We start from the raw sequence: 20,533 nt of genomic DNA, 5'->3' as shown, positions 1-20,533 counted from the left end.
TATGTAATGAACAAAGCAGCCCTGCGCCGCACTTTGGTAGCACAACGCCTGGACATGCCCGACCGGCTGCGGCGCGCCGATCTGCTGCAGCGCGTGATGCGCATCTGGCTCGTGGACCGCCCGGACACCGTGATCGGCGCCTACTGGCCCATCAAGGGCGAGTTCGACCCCCTGCCCGCCCTGCACCGCTGGAAGGAAGACGGCGAGCTGCTGGACGAACCCCAGCGCCGCCGCATCGGCCTGCCCGTGGTGGACAAGGCGCACAAGACCCTCACCTTCCACGCCTGGTACCCCGGCTGCCCCATGGAGGAGGACGCCTACGGCATCCCCAAGCCCAAGGACACCGAGGTCATCGTGCCCACGCTGCTGTTCGTGCCCTGCGTGGGCTACGGGCCGGGCGGCTACCGGCTGGGCTATGGCGGCGGCTTCTACGACCGCACGCTGGCCGCGCTGCTGCCGCGCCCCACGACCGTGGGCCTGGGTTTCACCCACGGCTATGTCGACGATTTCGAACCCGAGGCGCACGACATGCCGCTGGACGCCATACTGAACGACAACGGCGTCGTCTGGCCCATATGAAGAAACCCCGGTAAACGCCTACCAGGCATGCGCCGGCAGCTCACTTTTCATGAGCAACGAAAGGAGACCCCCGCCATGCTGCAGCTGTACATCGGCAACAAGAACTATTCGTCGTGGTCCATGCGCCCCTGGGTGCTGCTGCGCCAGGCCGGCATCGCGTTCGAGGAAGTGCCCGTGCGCTTCGACAGCTTCGACGCGAACTCCCAGTTCAAGCGCCAGCTCAAGGCCGTGAGCCCCACGGCCAAGGTGCCGGTGCTGGTCGATGGCGGCATCACCGTCTGGGACAGCCTGGCGATCGCCGAATACCTGGCCGAGACCCACCCCGACAAGCGCCTGTGGCCCGAGGACCGCGCCGCGCGCGCCCACGCCCGCAGCGTGACGGCCGAGATGCACAGCGGCTTCGCCGCCCTGCGCGGCGCCTGCCCCATGAACATCGAGGCGCGCCTGCCCGAGGTGGGCGCCATCCTCTGGCGCGACCGGCCCGGCGTGCGCGCCGACGTGCAGCGCCTGGTGGACATGTGGGGCGAGCTGCTGGCGCGCCACGGCGGCCCCCTGCTGTTCGGCCACTTCACGATCGCCGACGCGTTCTACGCCCCCGTGTGCATGCGCCTGGCCACCTACGCCCTGCCGCTGCCCCAGCCGATTGCCGACTACGTGCAGCGCGTGCGGCAGCTGCCGGGGGTCAAGGCCTGGACGGATGCCGCGCTGGCCGAGGCGGACTTCCGGGACTTCGAGGAACCGTACCGCGCGCGCCGCGATTGAACGGCCAGGGTACGCCACCATGAGGCTGCACATCCTGTCGGACCTGCACCTGGGCGTGCAGGGCATGGAGCACCCGCGCACCGGCGCCGACGCGGTCGTGCTGGCCGGCGACATCGCCCGGCCCGAGCAGGCCGTCGCCTGGGCCCGGGGCTTCGGCAAGCCGGTGCTGTACGTGCCGGGCAACCACGAGTTCTATGGCGCGAGCCACGCGCAGGCCGTCGCCGAGCTGGAGCGGCTGAGCCGGGGCACGCAGGTGCACGTGCTGTCCAACCACAGCCTGCGGCTGGGCGGCGTGCGCTTCGTGGGCTCCACGCTGTGGAGCGACTTCCGCATCTTCGCCAGCGACGCGGAACGCCAGCACGCCATGGCCGAGGCCCAGCGCTTCATGCGCGACTTCAGCCGCATCCGCATGGGCCCGGGGCCGGACGACGCGCTGTTCACCCCGCAGGACGCGGCGGCCCTGCACGAGGCCAGCGTGCGCTGGCTGCGCCAGGCCCTGGCCGAGCCGTTCGACGGCCCCACGGTCGTCGTCACGCACCACGCGCCCACGCTGCAAAGCATCCACCCGCGCTTCGCCGGCTCGCCGCTGAACGCCATCTTCGTGTCCGACGCCGAACAGCTCGTGGCCGCCAGCGGCGCCCGCCTGTGGATACACGGCCACACGCACGACAGCTTCGACTACGCCGTGCACGGCACGCGCGTGCTGTGCAACCCGCGCGGCTACGGCAAGGACGGGGTGAACGAAAACCCGCTGTTCGACCCGGCGCTGGTGGTCGAGGTGGCCGCCTGAATCACTCCGCGACGATCCTGTGGCGCGCCGCCAGCCGCTTCCACATGCCCAGCTCTTCCCGCAGCCGGGCCGCGAAGGCGTCGGCCGTCAGCCCCGCGGGCACCGCGCCGTCGGGGTTGAGGATGGCCGCCAGCTCCGCGGATGCGGCGATCTCGTTGATCTCGCGGTTGTAGCGCTCCACCAGCGCCGCCGGCGTTCCCGCCGGGGCGAACACCCCCACCCAGATGTCGATGGCATAGCCGGGCACGGTGGCCGCCAGCGGCGCCAGCGTGGGGAACGCCGGATGCGCCTGCCGGGACGTGACGGCCAGCGGCCGCACCTTGCCGCCGGACATCAGGGCGGCCATGGAGCTCTGGTTGCCGATCATCACGTCGATCTGCCCGCCCGCAAGGTCGGCCAGCGCGTTGGCCGCCCCCTTGTAGGGAACGTGCAGCAGCCTGATGTGCGCCGCATCGCCCAGCAGCTCCGTCGCCAGGTGCCCCACCGAGCCGACTCCGGCGCTGCCGTAGGTCAGGGTGCCCGGACTGGCCTGCGCGGCGGCCACCAGGTCGGCGGGCGACTTGAATGGCGCGGCCCCCGACACCGCCAGCACCAGGGGCCCCTGGGCCACCATGGCCACCGGCGCGAACGCGCCGACCGGATCGAAGGGCAGGCGCGGCTGGGTCGCCGCCGCGGTCAGGAAGGTGGAGGAGGTCAGCAGCAGCACCGAGCCATCCGCGGGCGACTTGGCCACCGCGTCGGCACCGATCACGCCGGCCGCGCCCGCCTTGTTCTCCACGATCACCGTCGTGTGCAGCCGCCTGGCGAGGGGCACGGCAATGGCGCGGGCGATCGCGTCGTTGCTGGCCCCCGCCGAGAAGGGCACGACGATCTTCACCAGCCTGGGCACGGCGGCCTGCTGGGCATGGGTTGGCGCGGCAGCGGCGCTCAGCAGGCCGGCGAGCAGCCCCAGGGAAGCAATCCAATGGCGCATGGCAAGTCCTTTTCTCGCGTTGCAATGGAATGGGCGGTCAGGCGGGGATGGGCAGGTCCAGCAGCGGCGCGTACTGCTGCGCGCCGAAGATGTCGCCGTCGCCCGCGCTGCCGCTGGGCCGCAGGCGGTAGATCGTGAATTTGATGGCGTAGCCGGGGTCGTATTCGACGAAGTCCGAGATCCGCTCCGGCGGGATGCGGAACAGCCCGGCCATGCCTTCGCGCGTCAGCACGCGGCTGCGCTTGACGCGCTCGTAGGTGGCGCCATCGCGGAAGATGATGTCGAAGGTGATCTTGTTGACGCCCGCGTTCTTGCTGCGGATGGTCTTGGCGAGTTCACTGAGTTTCTGCGTGGTCATGGAAGGTCTCCGAATCAGGCGCCGGCTTCGGTCATGTGGGTGGGGAACAGCTCCAGGCCGCTGTCCACGGCCACGGTGTGGTTCAGGGTCCAGCGGTAGGCAGCGCTGGCGTGCAGCACCTCGTCCAGGGGGAACGAGACCGAGCCGGCCGTGCCCTTCACGTCGGGCAGGCGCGCGTAGAACATCTGGCGCAGCCCGGTCAGGGTGACCTCCTCGGCCATCTCCCGCGTGGGCGCGACCCCCTGCACCATCACGCACAGCTCGTGGCCCGGCTGGTTGCGCGGCGGCTCCAGCTCGCCCATCACGCCGTCGCGGCCATAGACCTTGTAGTGCAGCTCGTAGCCGCCGTCGCCGAAGCGCGCGCGCACCTGCTCGCGCGCCCATTCGATCACCCGGTCCACGTGGGCGATGGTGTAGGGGTCGCGGATGCCGCACAGGCCCACGTAGCGCTCGCCCACCTTGCCCGAGCCTTCCAGCTTGACGCGGATCTTCTCGGACGGGACGAAGCGCGAGCCCGTGATGCGCGTCGTGCGCTCGTCGAACTGCTCGTAATGGCAATGGCGCATGTCCAGCCGCCCGCCCGCGAAGAATTCGTCGTAGGGGTTGGAGCGCTCGTACATCGCATGCCCGGCCACCGAGGCGATGGTGCAGCGCTGTGCCGGCAGCATGGCGGTCACCTTCACGTCGCCGTGGGAGATCTCGCCCATCACGGTCTCCTTGCCGCCGTAGGGCTCGGCGCAGAACGACGCGCACTCCAGCACCTTGCCCAGGTAGTAGGAATAGTCCGCAGGAAAGCCGTGGTGCAGCGCGGGCGCGGCGAACACCGCGGCATCGGAGCTGCGGCCGCCGATGATCACGTCGGCCCCCTGGCGCAGCAGCTCCATGTAGGGGTGCACGCCGGCCATGCCCACGATGCGGTCGGTCGCGTCGAGCTCGGACTCCGCCAGGTCGGCAAAGCCGTCCAGGCCCTGGACCACCTCGCCCGCGCGCATCTTGCGGCGCAGCAGCTCCTTGTCCACCTCGGAATAGAAGTAGCCGAGCTTGAATTTCTTCAGGCCATGCTTCTGCGCCAGCTCGCGGACGATGCGCACGTACAGGTCCACGCGGCTGTTCGATCCGGTGTCGCCGGCCGAGCCGATGATCATCGGCACGCCGATCCGGCGCGCGGCCAGCAGCATGGCCTCCAGGTCGTGGCGCTGCCAGGCCTCGGGGCTGGTCGAGGTGTCGGAGCCCAGGGGCACGGGCCCCACGTCGTCGCTGCCGGAGTCGGCGGCGATGTAGTCGGGCCCGGCCTGCACCCCGAGGTGAAAGCTCTCCGTGCGCAAGGGCGCAAAGCCCAGGTGGCCATTGGGGCAGATGATCTTCAAAGATTGCATGCGGTTTTCTCCTTGTGGCCGGCCCGCCGGATACCCCGGCGTCCGTGCGCAGAACCCATTGCATGCACCGTGCCAGTCAGGAACGCAGAAAAAACCCTTGTATTTCAGGCACTTGGAGATACCCTCCGATCGCCGCGAGCCATGCGCGCGCGGATTTCACGCATCATGCGCAAAATTCACGCAATCAAGGGGCCTGGTCCGCCCCATCCCTCGCCGGCGCCATTCCCAGCTTGATCATCTGGTGGCGCAAGGCGTGCCGCGAGAGCGCCAGGCGCTCGGCCGCGGCGCCCATGTGCCCCTGCGCGCGCGCCAGGGCCTGGTTTATCAAATCCCGCTGGAACCGCGCGGTGGCCTCCAGGTAGCCCTGCGCCGGCGCGCCGCCACCGGCCGCGGCCGGGCGCGCGGCCCGCGCCTCGCGCAGGATGCGCTGGGGCAGGTGCGGCGCCTCGACGCAGTCCCCGTCCTCCAGGATGCAGATGCGCTCCAGCAGGTTCTCCAGCTCGCGCACATTGCCCGGCCACTGGTAGGCGCGGAAGATCTGCTCCACCTCCGGCGAAAGCCTGCGCACCGTGCTGCCGTACACCGCGTTGTACTTGGCCAGGAAGCGGTCGGCCAGGATGAAGATGTCGTCGCCGCGTTCGCGCAGCGGCGGGATATTGATGGCGATCACCTGCAGCCGGTAGTACAGGTCGTCCCGGAACTTGCCGTCCTTGACCTCCGACAGCAGGATCCGGTTGGTCGCGGCGATGAAGCGCACGTCCACCGAGATCGGATGCACCGAGCCCAGGCGGCGGAAGCGCCGGGTATCCAGCAGGGTGAGGATCTTGGCCTGCATCACGGGATCGAGCTCGCGGATCTCGTCGAGGAACACCGTGCCCCCGTTGGCCGACTCGATCAGGCCTTCCTTCTTGCCCGCGGCCCCCGTGAACGCGCCCCGCTCGTAGCCGAACAGTTCCGACTCCAGCAGGTCCCCGGGAATGGCCGCGCAGTTGATGTCGATGAACTCCCGCTCGCAGCGCTCGGAGTGCCGGTGGAGCATGCGCGCCACCAGCCCCTTGCCCGTGCCGGTCTCGCCGTAGATGAGCACCGTGCTGGCCTTGCTGCGGGCCACGCGCAGCACCAGCTGGCGCAGGGCCGCGATGGAAGCATGCTCGCCGATCAGGTCCATGGCGGAAAACGTTGCGAGGGCAAGGCCCGGGGTGTCTATCTTAGATGGCGCCGATACACTCGATCCATGCAAATCTACATGGTGGGCGGCGCCGTGCGCGACCGGCTTCTGGGCCGCCCCGTCAATGACCACGACTGGGTCGTCGTGGGCGCCCGGCCCGAGGACATGGTGGCGCGCGGCTTCGTGCCCGTGGGGCGCGACTTCCCCGTGTTCCTGCACCCCGAGACGCACGAGGAGTACGCGCTGGCGCGCACCGAGCGCAAGAGCGGGCGCGGCTACCGCGGCTTCGTCGTGCAGGCCTCGCCCGACGTGACGCTGGAGGAAGACCTCTCGCGGCGCGATCTTACTATCAATGCAATAGCTTCCAGCGCAGACTGGACGGGCGCTGAAGGCCTATTTGACCCCTATGGCGGCGCGCGCGACCTGGAGCGGCGCGTGCTGCGCCACGTGACCGACGCCTTCCGCGAAGACCCCGTGCGCATCCTGCGCGTGGCGCGCTTCGCGGCGCGCTTCACCGACTTCACGGTCGCGCCCGAGACGATGGCGCTGATGCGCGAGATGGTGCAGGCCGGCGAGGCCGACCACCTCGTGGCCGAGCGCGTGTGGCAGGAGCTCTCGCGCGGGCTGATGGAAGAAAGGCCCTCGCGCATGTTCGACGTGCTGCGCGCCTGCGGCGCGCTGGCCGTGGTGCTGCCCGAGGTGGAGCGCCTGTGGGGCGTGCCCCAGCGCCCCGAGCACCACCCCGAGGTGGACACCGGCGTGCACCTGATGATGGTGCTGGACATGGCCGCGCGCCTCTCGGCGCCGCTGGCCGTGCGCTTCGCCTGCCTCACGCACGACCTGGGCAAGGGCACGACGCCGGCCGACATGCTGCCGCGCCACATCGGCCACGAGCAGCGCAGCGGCAAACTGCTCAAGGCCGTGGCCGAGCGCCTGCGCGTGCCCGTGGACTGCCGCGAGCTGGCCGACGTGGTGGCGCGCGAGCACGGCAACATCCACAGGAGCGGCGAGCTCGGCGCGGCCGCGCTGGTGCGCCTGCTGGAGCGCTGCGACGCGATCCGCAAGCCGGCGCGGCTGGACGAGATCCTGCTGGCCTGCGAGTGCGACGCGCGCGGGCGCCTGGGCTTCGAGGACGCGCCCTACCCGCAGCGCGCGCGCCTGAACGCGGCGCTGGCGGTGGTGCAGTCGGTCGCTACCAGTGTGATAGCTGCTCGCGCAGCATCCATGGGCGTTGCAGGCCAAAAAGTGGGTGAAATGATCCACGCCGCGCGCGTGCAGGCCGTGGCCGACTGGCTGGCCACATTAGCCGACTGAATTCACCCAGCGCGCGATGTCGGCCGCGCCCAGCGCGCCCGAGACGCGCGCCGCCTCCCGCCCGCCCTTGAACAGGATCATGGTCGGGATGCTGCGGATGCCGTAGCGCCCGGCGATCTGCGGATGCGCCTCGGTATCGAGCTTGGCCAGGCGCACATGGGGTTCGAGGGTACGCGCCGCCTGCGCGAAGGCCGGCGCCATCTGGCGGCACGGGCCGCACCAGGGCGCCCAGAAGTCCACCACCACGGGCACGTGGCTGCGCCCCACGTGCCGGTCGAACGTGGCGGCGTCCAGCGCCAGCGGCTCGCCCGTGAACAGCGGGCGGTGGCAGCTGCCGCAGTCGGGCGCGCTGCCCAGCTGCGCGGCCTGCACGCGGTTGGTGGTGTGGCAGTGGGGGCAGACGATGTGCAGTGCTTCGGTGGTCATGGGGGCCATCTGCGGGCCGGGGCGCGGATTTCAACGGGCGCCGCACCCGGACGGGCCCAGGGAGCAACAAACTGTGAACTACTGTTCTTTCCAGGCCCAATGCGCCGATGGCCTACAGCCCGCGCGCCCTGAAGTGGCTATGGTGACGGCGATGCCCACGCCCCCCCTGCCCACCGCGAACCACGCGCTGTTCCTCGACTTCGACGGCACCCTGGCCGACATCGCCGCGCAGCCCGGTGCCGTGCGGGTGCGGCCCGAGGTGATAGACAGCCTGCGAGAGCTGCACGCCGCGCTCGGCGGCGCGCTGGCCATCGCCACCGGCCGCACCGAGGCCGACATCGACCGCTTCCTGCACCCCCTGCGCCTGCCGCTGGCCTGCGAGCACGGCGCGCAGTACCGCCTGGGCCGCGGCCGCGCCGGCGGCGCGGTCGTGCTCGACCTGGCGCCGGTGCTGGGCGCCCTGCGCCCGCTCGTGGCCAGCCACCCAGAGCTGCTCGTGGAGGTCAAGAGCGCCGGCATCGCGCTGCACTACCGGCAGGCGCCGCACCTGGAGGCGCTGTGCCTGCAGGTGCTGGCGCAGGCCCTGCCCAGGGTGGACGGCGCGGAACTCATGCGCGGCAAGTGCGTGCTGGAGGTCAAGCCCGCCGGCCCGAGCAAGGGCCGCGCGATCGCGGACTTCATGCGCCAGGCGCCGTTCGCGGGCCGCGTGCCCCTGTTCATCGGCGACGACGTGACCGACGAGGCGGGCTTCGCCGCCGTGCAGTCGCTGGGCGGCCTGGGCGTGAAGGTGGGCGAAGGCCCCACGCAGGCGCGCGCGCGCCTGGGCTCGCCGGGCGAGGTTCGCGACTGGCTGCGCGCCGCCGCGCGGGCCCTGGCGCAGCCCGTGCCCGCGCTGGCCGGGGGATGACCTCCATGGGCGCCCCGCAGGCCGCGGCCGAGCCTTCGCTCGCGCTCGGCATGGTGGGCAACTGCGCCATCAGCGCGCTGGTCGATGCGCGCGCATGCATCGTCTGGTGCTGCATGCCGCGCTTCGACGGCGACCCGGTGTTCAACGCGCTGTTGCAGCCGGGCGACGAGGGCAGCCGCTTCGCCATCGCGCTGGAGGACTTCGCCGCGAGCGAGCAGTGGTACGAGCCGAACACCGCCGTGCTGCGCACGCGCCTGACCGACCTGCACGGCAACTGCCTGGAGGTGACGGACTTCGCGCCGCGCTTTCATGCGCGCTCGCGGCTCTTCCGCCCCAACATGCTGGTGCGCCGCGTGCGGCCCGTGCGCGGCGCACCGCGCATCCGCGTGCTGCTTCGCGTCCTCTACGACTGGGGCCAGACCCGGCCCACGATCACGCACGGCAGCAACCACGTGCGCTACGTGGGCAGCGCCTTCGCGCTGCGCCTGAACACCGACGCGCCGGTGACCTACGTGCTCTCGGGCCAGCCCTTCACGGCGCAGCGCGAGTACAACTTCCTGCTGGGCGCCGACGAAACGCTCGCCGAAGGCATAGGCGACACGGCGCGCCACTGCGAGCAGGAGACCACCGCGTACTGGAAACACTGGACGCAGCGCCTGCACCTGCCGCTCGAATGGCAGGACGCGGTGATCCGCGCGGCCATCACGCTCAAGATGTCGCTGTTCGAGGACACGGGCGCCATCGTCGCCGCGATGACCACGAGCATCCCCGAATCGGCCCGCAGCGGCCGCAACTGGGACTACCGCTACTGCTGGCTGCGCGATGCGTTCTTCGTCGTGCGCGCGCTCAACAGCCTGTCGGAAGTGGGCACGATGGAGGACTACCTGCGCTGGCTCGGCAACGTGGTCGCCAAGGCGGGCGAGGGGCACATCCAGCCGCTGTACGGCATAGGCCTGGAGCACGAGCTGCCCGAATCCATCGTGCCGCACATGGCGGGCTACCGCGGCATGGGCCCGGTGCGCGTGGGTAACCAGGCGACGGAGCATTTCCAGCACGACGTGTACGGCAACATCGTGCTCGGCGCCGCGCAGGCCTTCCACGACCGGCGCCTGCTGCACCCGGCGGGCAGCGCCGAGTTCGCGCGGCTGGAGAAGATCGGCCAGCTCGCCGTGCAGGTCTACGGCCAGCCCGACGCGGGCATGTGGGAGCTGCGCACCCGCGCGCGCGTGCACACCTCGTCGGCGCTCATGAGCTGGGCCGCGTGCGACCGGCTCGCAAAAATAGCCGCCGCGCTGGGCCTGCCCGAGCGCGCGCGCTACTGGCAGCTGCACGCGCAGCAGATGCAGGGCGAGATCCTGGAGCGCTCCTGGAGCCCCGCGCGCCAGGCGTTCGCCGAGAGCTTCGGCGGCAGCGAGCTGGACGCGAGCGTGCTGCTGATGGCCGAGGTGGGCCTGATCCACCCCGCCGACCCGCGCTTCGTGGGCACGCTCGACGCGATGGAGAAGACGCTGTGCGACGGCCCCTACATGCGCCGCTACGAGGCCGCCGACGACTTCGGCAGGCCCGAGACCTCGTTCAACATCTGCACCTTCTGGCGCATCGACGCGCTCGCGCGCACCGGCCGGGGCCAGCAGGCGCGCGAGATCTTCGAGGCCATGCTCGCCGTGCGCAACCCGCTGGGCCTGCTGTCGGAGGACACGCACGCCGCCACGGGCGAAATGTGGGGCAACTTCCCGCAGACGTACTCGATGGTCGGCGTCATCAACGCGGCCATGCGCCTGTCCGCCCCGTGGGACACGGTGATATGAGCCGCCTCGTCGTCGTCTCCAACCGCCTGGCCGATCCGCGCAAGCCCGCCGCCGGGGGGCTGGCCGTGGCGCTGGGCGACGCACTCGCGCGCACGGGCGGGCTCTGGTTCGGCTCCAGCGGCGCCACGGCCGCGGACCTCGCGCCCGGCGAGGGCCGCCTGCGCACGCGCCAGGCCGGCAAGGTGCTGCTGGCCAGCGTCGATCTCTGCGCCGAGGACCACGCCGCCTACTACCAGGGCTACGCCAACAGCGTGCTGTGGCCGGTGTTCCACTACCGGCTCGACCTGGCCCAGTTCGACCCCGCCTACCTCGCCGGCTACCGGCGCGTGAACCAGATGTTCGCGCGCAAGCTGCTGCCGCTGCTGCGCGATGACGACCTGATCTGGGTGCACGACTACCACCTGATCCCGCTGGCTGCCGAGCTGCGCGCGCTGGGCTGCCGCCAGCGCATCGGCTTCTTCCTGCACATCCCCGTGCCGCCGCCGCTCGTCATGGCCGCGCTGCCGCAGCACGAATGGCTGATGCGCTCGTTCTTCGCCTACGACCTCGTGGGCCTGCAGAGCGGGGCCGACGCGGACCACCTCACGCGCTGCATGGTCACCGAGGCCGGCGCGCAGGCACTCGGCGCGCAGCGCCTGCACGCCTACGGCGCCACGGTGCGCGTGGCGGCCTTTCCCATCGGCATCGACGTGCAGGAGTTCCAGGCCCTGGCCGCCGCGCCCGACGCGGTGCACACCTTCGAGGACCTGCGCGCCGAATACTCGCGCCGCCAGCTGCTGCTGGGCATCGACCGGCTGGACTACTCCAAGGGCATCCCGCAGCGCGTGCGGGCCTTCCGCCAGCTGCTGGAGCGCTACCCCGAGAACCGGAACAGCGCCACGCTGGTGATGATCGCCTCGCCCAGCCGCGACGACGTGCACGCCTACGCCGACCTGCGCCAGGAACTGGAGGGCCTGTGCGGCGCGATCAACGGCGACTACGGCACCCTGGACTGGATGCCGCTGCGCTACATCCACCGCACCGTGGCGCGCAGGCGCGTGCCCGGCCTGTGCCGCGCGGCGCGCGTGGGGCTGGTCACGCCGCTGCGCGACGGCATGAACCTCGTCGCCAAGGAATACGTGGCGGCGCAGGACGAGGCCGACCCCGGCGTGCTCGTGCTCTCGCGCTTCGCGGGCGCGGCCGAGCAGCTCGAAGAGGCGCTGCTCGTCAACCCCTACGACACGCAGGGCATGGCCGACGCCATCCAGGCCGCGCTGCACATGCCGCTGGCCGAACGCCGGTGGCGCCACCAGCGGCTGCTCGAACGCATACGCCGCCACGACGTGCACTGGTGGCGGCAGGGCTTTCTTCAGGCGCTGGAGGAATCGAGCAGCGCCAGCGCCGCGTAGTCGCCTACCCGCTCGCCCAGGCCCGCGCGCACCAGCTCCACCCCATCGGTCAGCACGGCGAAGTGGCGCGCCAGCTCCGCGCGCAGCAGCGGCAGCAGCAGCGCCTCGTGGTGCAGGAACACCGCGCCGCCGATGCTGATGCGCCGCAGGTCCAGCGTGGCCACCAGGTTGTAGAGCAGCCGCCCCATGAGCGTGCACAGCCCGCGCACCTGCGCGAGCGCCGCCGCGTCGCCGCGCGCGGCGGCTTCCAGCAGGGCCGGCGCCTGCAGCCCCAGCCGGCGCGGCAGCGCATTGCCCGCGACGAGCGATTCCACGTCGCCCCGGTTGCCGCAGCCGCACAGCGGGGGCTCGCCCGCCACATCGCCGACGAAGGAATGGCCCGCATGCCCCGCGTTGCCGTTCTTGCCGCGCAGCACGCGCCCGTCCACGCACAGGCCCACGCCGATGCCGGTGCTCCAGGTCACGTAGGCGCAGTCATCCACGCCGCGCAGCGCGCCCCAGCGGCGCTCGGCGGCCAGCGCGGCCACCGCGTCGTTGGCCACCTGCACGCGCCCCTCGCCCATCGCCCGCGCCAGCGGCGCCTCCAGCGGCACGCAGGTCCAATGGTTGCCCAGGCCCCGCGGCGCGCCCGCGAGGCCGCCGCAGATGTTGGGGTTGCTCACCTCCACCCGGCCCGCGCGGCGCACGAACGGCCCGCACGATGCGACGCCCACGGCCGCCACGTCGCCGCGCGCCAGGCCCTGCGCGGCGCAGGCCGCGTCCAGCAGGCGCAGCACCTGCCGCGCGAGCGCATCGGCCTCGCCGGTCTTGACGGTGGGCTCTCTCAGGCGCGCGAGCAGCGCGGGCGGTTCGCCGGAGCCGGACGGCGCGGCCAGGCACACGGCCACCTTGGTGCCGCCGATGTCCACGCCGGCCAGCATGGGCGGCGGCGGCAGGGGAAGGGATGGCTGCGACATGGCACCCCATCATGGCGCATGCGCCGCGTGCCCCGTGTAGGGCAAGGGCTTTTCAGAATTGATAGCTATCAGCGCTTGATGGACAAGCGCTGGAGCCCCAAAACACTCACAACCACTTCACCAGCATGCTCAGCAGGAAGCTCAGCAGCAGCGTGCTGGTCAGCGGAATGAACCAGTCGCGCCCGAACAACCGGAACTGGAAATCCCCCGGCAGCCGCCCCAGCCCCAGGCGCTTGAGCCAGGGCGTGATGCCGTTGATCAGCACCAGGGCGAGGAAGACGGCGATGACCCAACGCAGCATGCGTCAGCCGCCGTAGCTGGCGACCTCGATCAGGTTGCCGTCCGGGTCGCGGCAGTAGACCGAGGCCATGGGGCCGAGCGCGCCGGTGCGCTCCACCGGCCCCACCTCGGGCACCACGCCCACGGCCGCGAAATGCGCGAGCACCTCGTGCGCCGCCTGCCCGGTGACGAAGCACAGGTCGTCGCTGCCCGGCGTGGGGTTGGCGCCCGTGAACCAGGCCACGGCGTCCTCGCCCACGGGCCGCAGGTTGATCTTCTGGCGGCCGAACTTCATCGCCACGCGCGGGCCGGTGCGCGAGGCGAATTCCTCGCGCTCCATACCCAGCACGCGCGCGTACCAGGCGGCGCTGGCCTGCACGTCGGCGACGTTGAGGACGATGTGATCGAAACGGTCGATCTTCAGGGACATGGGGTCAGGCCTTTCTTGATGGGAGATCAGAGCCGGTGCGTGCGGTCGCCCTGCGCGAAGCCCATGGGCGTCCACGGCTCGCCCGGCCCGACGGCCAGCACCTTGAACAGCTCGCCCATCTCGTGCTCCAGCATCAATTTGCTCGCATTCGCGCGCTGGGCAAGCGGCAGGCGCTCCATCTCTTGTAGCAGGCCACAGTTCAGCAGAAAGCGTGCCTGGCTGGTGTAGCCCAGCACGTTGAGGCCCGCGTCCTGCGCCGCCAGGGCCATGGCGGTGAAGTTCACGTGGGCGGTGATGTCCTTGGCGCCCACGTCGGCCAGCGGGTCGTCGTCCGCGCGGTGGGCGCGGTGGCACATCACCGTGCCCATGTCGCGCTGGGGGTGGTAGTACTCGTCCTCGCCGAAGCCGTAGTCGATGAGGAAGGCCGCGCCGCGCGCGAGCCGCGCGGCCAGCGTGCGCATGAAGGCCTCGCCCTGGGGGTGGATCTCGGTCAGGTAGTCGTGCCCGCCGGCGATCTCCACCGGCGGGGCCAGCGGCGTGGGCCTGTCCACCCAGGCAAAGCCGCCGTCCGGCCCCAGGCCCACGCCGCGCTCGTGCCATTGGCCGGCGCTGCGATGCAGCAGCTGCACGGGCATGGCGTCCAGCACCTCGTTGCCCACGACCACGCCTTCGATGGCCTCGGGCAGCCGGTCGGCCCAGGCCACGCGGCCCTCGAACGCCGACAGCAGCGCCTGCTGGCGCGCGCGCAGGCTGCCCGACAGGTCCACGATGGTGTAGCGCCGCACGCGCTCGCCCAGGGCGCCCAGCAGCTGCGCGGCCAGGGCACCGCTGCCGGCGCCGAATTCCCAGACCTCGTCGGTGGCGGTGGCGTCCAGCGCCTCGCGCACCTGGCTGGCGAGCACGCGGCCGAACACGGGCGAGAGCTCGGGCGCGGTGACGAAGTCGCTGCCGCCCTGCGGCAGGGCGCCGAACTTTTGCAGGTCGTTGGCGTAGTAGCCCAGGCCGGGGGTGTACAGGGCCTGCTCCATGAAACGGTCGAAGCCCATCCAGCCGCCCTGCGCGGCGATGTCCTGGCGTATGCGCTCGCCCAGCAATTCGGTGAGGGTGGTCATAATTTGGGGTTTTGCGCGCGCCTGGTGTGCCGGTTTCATGAGCGATCTTCCCCACCCATTCCCCCTGCAGGCCCCATGCCGGCCTGCGCCGCCGGCGTGGCCGCTGCGGGCGCGCGGCATGGCGGGCATTGTATTTCCCGTGTTCAGCCAGGGAGCCGCCGCATGAAACCTGCCGACTGGGTGCTGGTCACCGGCGCCGCGCACCGCCTGGGCCGCGAGATCGCACTGGCCTTCGCCGCCGCGGGCTGGAACGTGCTGTGCCACTACCGCGCATCGCGCGCCGGCGCGCAGGAGACCCAGACCGCCGTGCAGGCCCTGGGGCGCGAATGCCTGCTGGTGCACGGCGACCTGGCGCAGCCCGATGCGGCCGGGCGGCTGCTGCAGCAGTGCCTGGCGCTGGCGGGCACGGCGCCGCGCTGCATCGTCAACAACGCCTCCATCTTCGAGGCCGACGATGCGCGCACCGCCAGCGCCGGCCTGCTGCTGCGCCACTTCCAGACCAACACGGCCACCCCCTTGCTGCTGGGCAATGCCCTGCACGGCTGGCTGCTGGCGCAGCAGGTGGCGGCACAGGGGCGCTACAGCGTGGTCCACGTGCTGGACCAGAAGGTGCACAACCTCAACCCCGACTATTTCTCCTACACCGTGAGCAAGCTGGCGCTGGAGCGCAGCGTGCAGTTGCAGGCCCAGGCGCTGGCGCCGCACGTGCGCGTGTGCGGGCTGTCGCCGGGGCTGATCTACCCGAGCGGCCCGCAGACGCAGGACAACTTCGACGCGGCCAGCCAGGTGAACCTGCTGCGCGCGCCGATTGCGCCGGCCGACGTGGCGCGCTGCGCCGTGTTCATCGCGGGCAACGCCAGCCTGAACGGTTGCACCCTGCAGGCCGACAACGGCCAGCACCTGGTGCCCCTGTCGCGCGACGTGATGTTTGCCATAACGGAAAATCCGCGCCCATGAACTCCATCCTGCTTGCCTTCGGCGCACTGGACGCGCGCCTGGCCACCGAGTGCCGCGCGCTGAGCCTGCGCCGCCACGAGGTGCCCGTGCGCATCGGCGTGCACGCCCACGAGCGCCAGGCCGCGCAGCGCATGTGGTTCGACGTGGACCTGTGCGTCAAGCTCGACCACGCGCCCGCCGCCCGGGACCACATCTCCCAGACCGTGGACTACGACTTCATCCGCGACGTCGTCGCTCGCGAGGTCGGCAGCCAGCACCACGAGCTGCAGGAAACCCTGTGCGACGCCATTGCCGCAGCCCTGCTGCAGCGCGGCGACGTGCACGCCGTGCGCGTGGCCACGCGCAAGCCCGACGTCTACCCCGACAGCGCATCCGTGGGGGTGGAGCGGGTATGCATCAAGCCCTGGTGAAACCGTGACCGAATCCTTCCATCCTCCCCGCCCTGGCGAAGGCCGGCAGGCGCTCACGCTCACCGGGCTGCGCTTCGATGCCAACCTGGGCATCCTCGACCATGAAAAGACCGCGCCCCAGCCGATCCAGGTGGACGCCGAGCTGAACCTGGGCCCGCAGCCCCTGGCGCCGCGCGACGACGACATCCGCCATGTGCTGGACTACCGCAAGGTGCGCCAGATCATCATCGACGAATGCACGGCCGAGCACGTGAACCTGCTGGAGAGCCTGATCGGCAAGCTGGCGCAGCGGCTCATGCAGCTGCCCGGCGTGCTGGGCGTGCGCGTGAAGATCGCCAAACTCGAAATCTTTGAAGACTGCGAAGTCGCCATTCGCGTCGAAACCGGACAGTGGTAACACCCCCATGAACACGACTGCAAACGCCGCCGACTGGATCGGCGAGGAACCCGCCACCGACAACCGCAAGATCGAGCGCGAGCAGATCAAGCTGGAAAAGCGCCTGTGCCGCGAGGTCGGCCGCGCCATCCTGGACTTCAACATGATCGAGGAGGGCGACCGCGTCATGGTCTGCATGTCCGGCGGCAAGGACAGCTACACGCTGCTGGACATCCTGCGCCGCCTGCAAAAGCGCGCCCCGGTCAAGTTCGACATCGTGGCCGTCAACCTGGACCAGAAGCAGCCCGGCTTTCCCGAGCACGTGCTGCCCGACTACTTCAAGAGCATCGGCGTGGAATACCACATCGAGAACCAGGACACCTACAGCGTCGTCAAGCGCGTGGTGCCCGAGGGCAAGACCACCTGCAGCCTGTGCTCGCGCCTGCGCCGCGCCATCCTCTACAAGGTGGCCGACGAGCTCAAGTGCACCAAGCTGGCCCTGGGCCACCACAGGGACGACATCGTCGCCACGCTCATGCTCAACATGTTCTACGGCGGGCGCATGAAGGGCATGCCCCCGAAGCTCGTGAGCGACGACGGCCGGCACGTGGTGATCCGGCCCCTGTGCTACGTGCCCGAGAAAGACACGGCGCGCTGGGCACAGTACCAGCAGTTCCCCATCATCCCCTGCAACCTGTGCGGCAGCCAGGACGGCCTGCAGCGCGTGGTGGTGGGCGAAATGCTGCGCGAATGGGACAGGAAGTTCCCCGGCCGCATCGAGAGCATGCTGCGCGCCATGGGCCACGTCGTCACCACGCACCTGATGGACCCGAAGCTGCACGACTTCAGGAATGCCAAGGCCACGGGCATCGCCGACCCCGATGGCGACACCGCGTTCGACCACGAGGAGTTCCCGGCCGCGCCCGGCCTGCCGGGCATGCAGGTGGTGCAGATCGGCTGAGACCCGCCGTACCATCGGGGTGCATGGGGCCAGCCGCCCCAAGGAGAGACCACCATGACCTTCATGCGCCACATCCTCGCCCTGTGCGCCGCGGCCGCGCTGCTGGCCGGCTGCGCCGGCCCGCGCCGGGTGGAAAGCGATGTCAGCAGCTTTTCCACCCTGACCGCACTGCCCAGCCCTCCCACCTACCGCATAGAGCGCCTGCCCTCGCAGCAGGCCCACGCCGCGGCCTTCGCCGCCATCGAGGCACAGGCCGAGGCGGCCCTGGCCAAGGTCGGCCTGCGGCGCGACGAAACCCGCCCGCGCCTCATCGCGCAGCTGGGCGCCGAGGGCGGCTATGCCATGCCGCGCAACTGGCCCTATTACGGCCCCGACCCGTACTACGGCCGCTGGGGCTGGGGCCTGGGCTACGGCGGGCGCTGGGGCTGGGGCATGAACTGGATGATGGACGCCCCGCCCACGCTGTACCACCGTAAGGTCAGCCTGGTGCTGCGCGACGCGGCGACGCAGCAGGTGGTGTACGAGACCTCGGCCACCTACGAGGACGTGTGGACCAGCGACCCCGCCATCTACGGCGTGCTGTTCGACCAGGCGCTCAGCGGCTTTCCGCAGCCGCCGCAGGGCCAGCGCAGCGTGCGCACCGAAGTCATGCCGGACACCGGCCGCCCCGCGCCGCCGCCCGCCCCCGCCGCGGCGCCGGGCGCCACGCGGTAGTTTGCAAACCGGCACATTCATGCGCGCCCGGCCGTGCTAACGTAGCCTTGGGTGCCCGCGCTGGTGCCGTGCCACTCAACCCTTGGAAGGAACCACCATGAAGAACATCGCCCTCTCCGGCCTGCTGCTGGCCTGCCTGTGCGGCCCGGGCGCCAGTGCACAGGCCGCTGGCCTGGGGGACGCCCTGCGCGGCCAGATCGGCGGCGCGGGCGGCGGCGCCGACATGTCCGCCCTGTCGGCCATGGGGCTGACCAGCTCGGGCACGGCCGGCAACGCCGCCGGCGTGATCACCTACTGCATGAAGAACAACTACCTGAACGCCGACAAGGCCGCCCAGGTGAAAAGCCAGCTGCTGGGCAAGATGGGCCTGGGCCCGAAGGAAGAGCCCAAGGACGAGGGCTACCTCGGCGGCCTGTCGGGCATGGTGACGGGCTCGGGCGGCCAGAGCTTCAACCTCGACAAGGTCAAGGGCGACCTGAAGAAAAAGGCCTGCGACTACGTGCTCGACAACGCCAAGTCGCTGCTCTGAACCCTGCCATGCAAGCCACCCGCATCATCGCCATACGCCACGGCGAGACCGCCTGGAACGTGGACACGCGCATCCAGGGCCACCTGGACATCCCGCTGAACGACACCGGCCTGTGGCAGGCGCGCCAGCTGGGCCAGGCACTGGCCGACGAGCCCGTGGCCGCCTTCTACAGCAGCGACCTGCTGCGCGCCTGGGCCACCGCCGAGGCCGTGGCCCGGGCCACGGGCGCGCCGCTCACCAGCGAGCGCGGCCTGCGCGAACGCAGCTTCGGCAGCTTCCAGGGCCGCACCTTCCAGCAGATCGAGAGCGAATCGCCCGAGCAGGCCCTGCGCTGGCGCAAGCGCGACCCGCACTTCGTGCCCGACGGCGGGGGCGAATCCCTCCTCATGCTGCGCGAGCGCATCGCCGCCACCGTCGATGCCATCGCCGCGCGCCACCCTGGCCAGCAGATCGTGCTGGTGGCGCACGGCGGCGTGATGGACGTGCTGTACCGCCTGGCCACGCGCCTGGACCTGCAGGCGCCGCGCACCTGGCAGCTGACCAACGCCGCCATCAACCGCCTGCTGTGGACCGGCGGCAACGGCCTGACCCTGGTGGGCTGGGCCGACACGCAGCACCTGGAACAGCACAGCCGCGATGAAATCCACTCCTGACGCTCTCGTCGGCCAGGACGTGGACGCCATCGACACCCCGGCCCTGGTCATCGACCTGGACGCCATGGAGCGCAACATCGCCCGCATGGCCGCATTCGCGCGCCGGCACGGCATGCGCTGGCGCCCGCACGCCAAGCTGCACAAGAGCGCCGCGCTGGCCCTGCTGCTGGAGCGCGCCGGCGCCTGCGGCCACTGCGTGCAAAAGCTCTCCGAGGCCGAAGCCCTGGCCGCCGGCGGCGGGCGCGACCTGTTCATCAGCAACGAGGTCATCGCGCCGCACAAGCTGCTGCGCGTGGCGCGCCTTGCCGCCCAACTGGCCGCAAGCGGCGGGCGCCTGGCGATCGCCGTGGACAGCCACGAGGGCATCACGCGCCTGGCGCAGGCCATGGCGGCCGCGGGCAGCGATGCGGGCATCCACGTCTTCGTGGAAATCGACGTGGGCCAGGGCCGCTGCGGCGTGCCGCCCGGCCCCGAGGCCGTCGCGCTGGCGCGGTCGACAGCCGCCCAGCCGCGCCTGCACTTCGCCGGCCTGCACGCCTACCACGGCCGGGCCCAGCACCTGCGCAGCGCGGCCGAGCGGCGCGCCGCCATTGCCGGCGCGGCAGCGGCCGCGGCGGGCACGCGTGCCCTCATCGAGGCCACGGGCCTGGGCGTGCCCCTGATCACCGGCGCCGGCACCGGCACCCTGGCGCACGAGGCCGCCAGCGGCGTGTACGGCGAACTGCAGGCCGGCTCGTTCCTGTTCATGGACGCGGACTACGCCGCCAACGAGCCCGACGCCGCCCAGCCCGCCTTCGAGCACGCGCTGTTCGTCAAGACCCAGGTCATCTCGGCCCGCGCCACGCACGCCGTCTGCGACGCGGGCCACAAGAGCCACGCCATCGACAGCGGCCTGCCGCTGGTGCACGGCCTGGCGCCCGGGCGCGCGCTGCGCTACGCCAACGGCGGCGACGAGCACGGCATCCTCTACGCCGAAGGCCCCCAGGCCCGGCTGCCCGCACCAGGCGACACGCTGTGGCTCATCCCCGGCCACTGCGACCCCACGGTGAACCTGCACGACCACCTGATCGGCGTGCGCGGCGGGCTGGAGCATGGCGTGGTGGAGCGCATCATCGCGGTGGATGCGCGCGGCGCACTGACGTAGACGCCAAGCAAGACATACGGGCACACTGTGCCCTAACAGGCCGTTGAAGTACCGCCGATGAACGCGAGTTTCGCCATGGAAGTTCGGCTCGGCAAGGTGATCCAGTGTTCAGGCATGACCCGAACGCGCCCGATGAGCTCTTTGTCAGCCATTGATGCGATAG

The 20,533-nt window shown here is 71.1% G+C and carries 24 protein-coding genes; 15 read left to right on the top strand and 9 right to left on the bottom strand.

What is annotated here, in order from left to right:
- The first annotated feature begins 6 nt into the window (after positions 1 to 6).
- The 3 genes from ACX12L_RS11520 (at position 7) to ACX12L_RS11510 (ending at position 2,131) form a co-directional block, all read left to right on the top strand.
- On the top strand, positions 7 to 579 hold the full coding sequence (locus ACX12L_RS11520) for a 5-formyltetrahydrofolate cyclo-ligase (RefSeq protein WP_459262686.1): 573 nt from the start codon (positions 7 to 9) through the stop codon (positions 577 to 579).
- 75 nt (positions 580 to 654) lie between these two features.
- The gene (locus tag ACX12L_RS11515; protein ID WP_459262685.1) at positions 655 to 1,341 is read left to right on the top strand and encodes a glutathione S-transferase family protein; all 687 of its coding nucleotides are present in this window, start codon (positions 655 to 657) and stop codon (positions 1,339 to 1,341) included.
- Between the two features lie 19 nt (positions 1,342 to 1,360).
- A complete protein-coding gene (locus ACX12L_RS11510; RefSeq protein WP_459262684.1) occupies positions 1,361 to 2,131 on the top strand; it encodes a metallophosphoesterase family protein in 771 nt (256 codons plus the stop codon).
- Position 2,132: 1 nt separating this feature from the next.
- Here ACX12L_RS11510 and ACX12L_RS11505 read toward each other — a convergent pair whose 3' ends face one another.
- The 4 genes from ACX12L_RS11505 to ACX12L_RS11490 form a co-directional block, all read right to left on the bottom strand.
- On the bottom strand, positions 2,133 to 3,104 hold the full coding sequence (locus ACX12L_RS11505; RefSeq protein WP_459262683.1) for a tripartite tricarboxylate transporter substrate-binding protein: 972 nt from the start codon (positions 3,102 to 3,104) through the stop codon (positions 2,133 to 2,135).
- Positions 3,105 to 3,141: 37 nt separating this feature from the next.
- Positions 3,142 to 3,462 (bottom strand): DUF4387 domain-containing protein, encoded by a 321-nt coding sequence (locus ACX12L_RS11500; protein ID WP_013517502.1) that lies wholly within the window; start codon positions 3,460 to 3,462, stop codon positions 3,142 to 3,144.
- 14 nt (positions 3,463 to 3,476) lie between these two features.
- Positions 3,477 to 4,838, bottom strand: coding sequence for an acyclic terpene utilization AtuA family protein (locus ACX12L_RS11495; RefSeq protein ID WP_459262682.1), 1,362 nt, complete (start codon positions 4,836 to 4,838; stop codon positions 3,477 to 3,479).
- A gap of 184 nt (positions 4,839 to 5,022) precedes the next feature.
- Positions 5,023 to 6,006, bottom strand: a complete 984-nt coding sequence (locus tag ACX12L_RS11490; protein ID WP_459262681.1) for a sigma-54 interaction domain-containing protein — start codon at positions 6,004 to 6,006, stop codon at positions 5,023 to 5,025.
- 66 nt (positions 6,007 to 6,072) lie between these two features.
- Between ACX12L_RS11490 and ACX12L_RS11485 the strand changes: the two genes are divergently transcribed.
- Positions 6,073 to 7,320: a multifunctional CCA addition/repair protein gene (locus ACX12L_RS11485; RefSeq protein WP_459262680.1), complete on the top strand. Its 1,248-nt coding sequence runs from the start codon at positions 6,073 to 6,075 to the stop codon at positions 7,318 to 7,320.
- On the opposite strand, the gene trxC is transcribed toward ACX12L_RS11485, so the two are convergent.
- On the bottom strand, positions 7,309 to 7,755 hold the full coding sequence (gene trxC, locus ACX12L_RS11480; protein WP_013517498.1) for a thioredoxin TrxC: 447 nt from the start codon (positions 7,753 to 7,755) through the stop codon (positions 7,309 to 7,311). The two genes, ACX12L_RS11485 and trxC, sit on opposite strands and share 12 nt — an antisense overlap.
- Positions 7,756 to 7,897: 142 nt before the next feature.
- Between trxC and otsB the strand changes: the two genes are divergently transcribed.
- The 3 genes from otsB to ACX12L_RS11465 are packed head-to-tail and all read left to right on the top strand — an operon-like array spanning position 7,898 to position 11,849.
- Positions 7,898 to 8,653, top strand: coding sequence for a trehalose-phosphatase (gene otsB / locus ACX12L_RS11475; RefSeq protein ID WP_459262679.1), 756 nt, complete (start codon positions 7,898 to 7,900; stop codon positions 8,651 to 8,653).
- A 5-nt stretch (positions 8,654 to 8,658) separates the two neighbouring features.
- A complete protein-coding gene (locus ACX12L_RS11470) occupies positions 8,659 to 10,461 on the top strand; it encodes a glycoside hydrolase family 15 protein (protein WP_459262678.1) in 1,803 nt (600 codons plus the stop codon).
- Positions 10,458 to 11,849 (top strand): alpha,alpha-trehalose-phosphate synthase (UDP-forming), encoded by a 1,392-nt coding sequence (locus ACX12L_RS11465; RefSeq protein WP_459262677.1) that lies wholly within the window; start codon positions 10,458 to 10,460, stop codon positions 11,847 to 11,849. The genes ACX12L_RS11470 and ACX12L_RS11465 overlap by 4 nt, the downstream gene beginning before the upstream one ends.
- On the opposite strand, the gene ACX12L_RS11460 is transcribed toward ACX12L_RS11465, so the two are convergent.
- From ACX12L_RS11460 to ACX12L_RS11445, 4 genes are all read right to left on the bottom strand, one after another.
- Positions 11,810 to 12,769: an ROK family protein gene (locus tag ACX12L_RS11460; RefSeq protein WP_459262802.1), complete on the bottom strand. Its 960-nt coding sequence runs from the start codon at positions 12,767 to 12,769 to the stop codon at positions 11,810 to 11,812. The two genes, ACX12L_RS11465 and ACX12L_RS11460, sit on opposite strands and share 40 nt — an antisense overlap.
- 142 nt (positions 12,770 to 12,911) lie before the next feature.
- On the bottom strand, positions 12,912 to 13,106 hold the full coding sequence (locus ACX12L_RS11455; protein ID WP_459262676.1) for a DUF2905 domain-containing protein: 195 nt from the start codon (positions 13,104 to 13,106) through the stop codon (positions 12,912 to 12,914).
- 3 nt (positions 13,107 to 13,109) lie between these two features.
- Complete coding sequence (locus ACX12L_RS11450; RefSeq protein WP_459262675.1) at positions 13,110 to 13,514, bottom strand: VOC family protein; 405 nt, start codon at positions 13,512 to 13,514, stop codon at positions 13,110 to 13,112.
- Positions 13,515 to 13,540: 26 nt separating this feature from the next.
- Positions 13,541 to 14,626 carry a class I SAM-dependent methyltransferase gene (locus tag ACX12L_RS11445; protein ID WP_459262674.1) on the bottom strand — a complete coding sequence of 362 codons (1,086 nt, stop codon included), beginning with the start codon at positions 14,624 to 14,626 and terminating at the stop codon, positions 13,541 to 13,543.
- 162 nt (positions 14,627 to 14,788) lie between these two features.
- On the opposite strand from ACX12L_RS11445, the gene ACX12L_RS11440 reads away from it, so the two are divergent.
- The 8 genes from ACX12L_RS11440 (at position 14,789) to ACX12L_RS11405 (ending at position 20,370) form a co-directional block, all read left to right on the top strand.
- Positions 14,789 to 15,583, top strand: a complete 795-nt coding sequence (locus ACX12L_RS11440; RefSeq protein ID WP_459262673.1) for an SDR family oxidoreductase — start codon at positions 14,789 to 14,791, stop codon at positions 15,581 to 15,583.
- The gene (locus ACX12L_RS11435; protein WP_459262672.1) at positions 15,580 to 15,993 is read left to right on the top strand and encodes a dihydroneopterin aldolase; all 414 of its coding nucleotides are present in this window, start codon (positions 15,580 to 15,582) and stop codon (positions 15,991 to 15,993) included. Before ACX12L_RS11440 ends, ACX12L_RS11435 begins: the two co-directional genes overlap by 4 nt.
- Before the next feature lie 4 nt (positions 15,994 to 15,997).
- Positions 15,998 to 16,390: a dihydroneopterin aldolase gene (locus ACX12L_RS11430; RefSeq protein ID WP_459262671.1), complete on the top strand. Its 393-nt coding sequence runs from the start codon at positions 15,998 to 16,000 to the stop codon at positions 16,388 to 16,390.
- 7 nt (positions 16,391 to 16,397) lie between these two features.
- Positions 16,398 to 17,330, top strand: a complete 933-nt coding sequence (gene ttcA, locus ACX12L_RS11425) for a tRNA 2-thiocytidine(32) synthetase TtcA (protein WP_459262670.1) — start codon at positions 16,398 to 16,400, stop codon at positions 17,328 to 17,330.
- 54 nt (positions 17,331 to 17,384) lie between these two features.
- Entirely contained in the window at positions 17,385 to 18,044 is a 660-nt protein-coding gene (locus ACX12L_RS11420) for a DUF4136 domain-containing protein (protein ID WP_459262669.1), read from the top strand.
- 97 nt (positions 18,045 to 18,141) lie between these two features.
- Positions 18,142 to 18,573, top strand: a complete 432-nt coding sequence (locus ACX12L_RS11415; RefSeq protein WP_459262668.1) for a YjjA family protein — start codon at positions 18,142 to 18,144, stop codon at positions 18,571 to 18,573.
- Between the two features lie 8 nt (positions 18,574 to 18,581).
- Entirely contained in the window at positions 18,582 to 19,226 is a 645-nt protein-coding gene (locus tag ACX12L_RS11410; RefSeq protein WP_459262667.1) for a histidine phosphatase family protein, read from the top strand.
- A complete protein-coding gene (locus ACX12L_RS11405; RefSeq protein WP_459262666.1) occupies positions 19,210 to 20,370 on the top strand; it encodes a DSD1 family PLP-dependent enzyme in 1,161 nt (386 codons plus the stop codon). Before ACX12L_RS11410 ends, ACX12L_RS11405 begins: the two co-directional genes overlap by 17 nt.
- The last annotated feature ends 163 nt before the right edge of the window (positions 20,371 to 20,533 follow it).

This window comes from Alicycliphilus sp. T452, from assembly GCF_054512775.1.
The sequence above is the reverse complement of the archived record's forward strand: the minus strand, read 5'-3'. Positions and strand labels throughout refer to the sequence as shown.